Here is a 2,007-nt window from a genome sequence, read left to right as displayed (position 1 = left end):
TCAGGCACAAGATCATCCGACACCCGCAGAACTCTGCCGCCCGCCAGCCCAACTGCCAAGCCCTGAACCAAAACTCATTCTGAAATGATCAGTAAGCAGGGATGACCGATCGCGGGGTCACGGAGGGCGTTGAGTAAGGCGTTGAGGAGGGGTTCGGTGAAGGTGGTGCCCCGGTGGTCGATGTCGGCGCCGGGAGTCAGGGCAGCCAGGTAGGCGTCGCGGTCGGCGTCGGCCAGGTGGGCGAGACATAGGGTGTGGCCGGGGACGTGGATGCCGCGGCAGCCGACAGGGTCGGCAGCAGGGTCCGCACCGTGTGCGCAGTACGGCCAGGCTGGCGGTTCAAATGTGCTCATGGTGCGGCGGCTCCACGGTCGGTGTCACAGTGCCCGTAGGGACGCCCGGGGGACTGGGAACGGTTCAGGCTCGACGATGACGGCGTCCAGGATCGGGACCCGCGTTGCGAACATGCCGTACGTGCCTCAACCCGTAGATATCCGGCAGGCACGGTGCACTGAGGCGCACATGCCTCACATGCCTGTCGCCTGCCCGTCACCCGAGATAAGTGAAGCTGCGTGCGGAAGGGGTGGTGGACCGGATCGCGGTGGGGCGGGCCGGACGACGGGGCCGGTGTCGTTCCCCACCCCTGCCGGGACACGGCTCGCCGGCCAGCGGCCCGAGCTGCTCGAGCTGCTCGAGCTGCTCGAGCGACGACCCTCAAGGAGGGTCTGGGACCGCGGCGCGGTCCGGCACCGTGCCGGACATGCGCTGACCGTGAACGAAATCGCGCTCGCCTTCGTCCAGGACGCCCGCCACCGCGGGGAACTGTGCCGGCCACTGGACTGGATCCCCGCCCCCCACCGCGGCATCACCGACGGCCAGGGCCTCTTCCTGGACGCGCTGCTCCCCTACCGCACCGGCCCGGGCGGGCGCGGCCCGGCGGCTCAGGCGCTCGTCGACGTCGACCGCGCCACCGCAGAGCCCGGACGCCTGGGCGCGCGACTGGCCGCCTACGCGCGCCTCCACATAGCCGCGCAGGCGCGCTCCCGCCCCCCCCCGCGGCAGCCGGCGCAGCCGGAGGTGGCGCGGGAGGAACGACGGCCGCACTACCCGCCCCTGCCGAGGCTGCTGTTCGTCCTGGACGGCACCGCAGCGGCCGGGGTGGACGAGCGGAGCAGCACGCTGGGCGCAGCCGCCGCCGAACCGGACACGGCCGGCTTCCTGCGGGACGTTCCCGTGCTCGCCACGGGGCTGACCGACGTCCCCCGGACCGGGCCGGGCGCGCCGGTCTGGCGGCCCGTGCACGACCCCGAGCGGCGCGTGCCCTGGACCACCGGCACCGCATGTCAGGGCTCGGGCCACGGCCTGGAGGAGGCCTGCGCGGGCCGGCCTGCGCACTGCGCGCAGTTGGTGCGGGGCGAGCCGCCGGCGGGCGGGCATGAGCAGCGGCGGGCCGAGTAGCAGGGCCGGCGGCTGACGACGCAGCGGGCCTCTGGGTGCCGGCGGGGAAACTGGCGGGGCGGTGGCGCACACGAGGACCTTTGGGGAGGTCGTGCGCCACCGCCCTCAGCTTGTCATTTATGGTCCGGCGTCGAACGCGGCTCGAACTTGGTCGGCTTTTTCGCAATTCAGCGGACACGTAGGCGGCCTTCGTCTGATCCTGTGCTCCGTCACAGAGTGGATCAGCGCGAAGGCCGTGGTCGTGAGTTTGGTGCATCAGGGCGTCCTGCGGGATGCGTTCGCGGAAGTGTCACACTTCCGGTCGGAGCTGTACGCGTGTCTGACCGCGCGGGGCGACGCGTTGTTCGAGTTATGCGACGCGCTGCTGTGCACGGACGGGCCGGTGCGGACACTGGTCGATCTCGCGCTCGCGCCCGAACACCGCCGTGGCCACGGGGCTCTGTACGGCGGACTTAGAGGTCATCTCAATTGGTGCGGTGAGGGCGTAGATAGTCGCTGGCAGGCGTGCTGTGGGGACGGTTGAATGCCGTGATGAGCGACTACTGGACC

Annotated in this window: 3 protein-coding genes; 2 read left to right on the top strand and 1 reads right to left on the bottom strand. The window is 71.1% G+C overall.

What is annotated here, in order from left to right; translation table 11 throughout:
* Nucleotides 1-74: 74 nt before the first annotated feature.
* Nucleotides 75-353, bottom strand: a complete 279-nt coding sequence (locus tag ACZ6KF_RS33995) for a hypothetical protein (protein WP_469161030.1) — start codon at nt 351-353, stop codon at nt 75-77.
* A 418-nt stretch (nt 354-771) separates the two neighbouring features.
* On the opposite strand from ACZ6KF_RS33995, the gene ACZ6KF_RS33990 reads away from it, so the two are divergent.
* Nucleotides 772-1,458 (top strand): hypothetical protein, encoded by a 687-nt coding sequence (locus ACZ6KF_RS33990; protein ID WP_469242030.1) that lies wholly within the window; start codon nt 772-774, stop codon nt 1,456-1,458.
* Nucleotides 1,459-1,699: 241 nt separating this feature from the next.
* Nucleotides 1,700-1,981, top strand: a complete 282-nt coding sequence (locus ACZ6KF_RS33985) for a transposase (RefSeq protein WP_469161028.1) — start codon at nt 1,700-1,702, stop codon at nt 1,979-1,981.
* Nucleotides 1,982-2,007: the final 26 nt, after the last annotated feature.

The sequence above is a fragment of the Streptomyces sp. NPDC046379 genome (assembly GCF_055587785.1).
Note: the sequence above shows the minus strand (reverse complement) of the source record. Positions and strands in the feature narration are given on the sequence as shown.

Bases quoted from the DNA above. Each gene is read 5' to 3' on its own strand.
- ACZ6KF_RS33995 (WP_469161030.1), bottom strand. From the start codon at position 353: ATGAGCACATTTGAACCGCCAGCCTGGCCGTACTGCGCACACGGTGCG.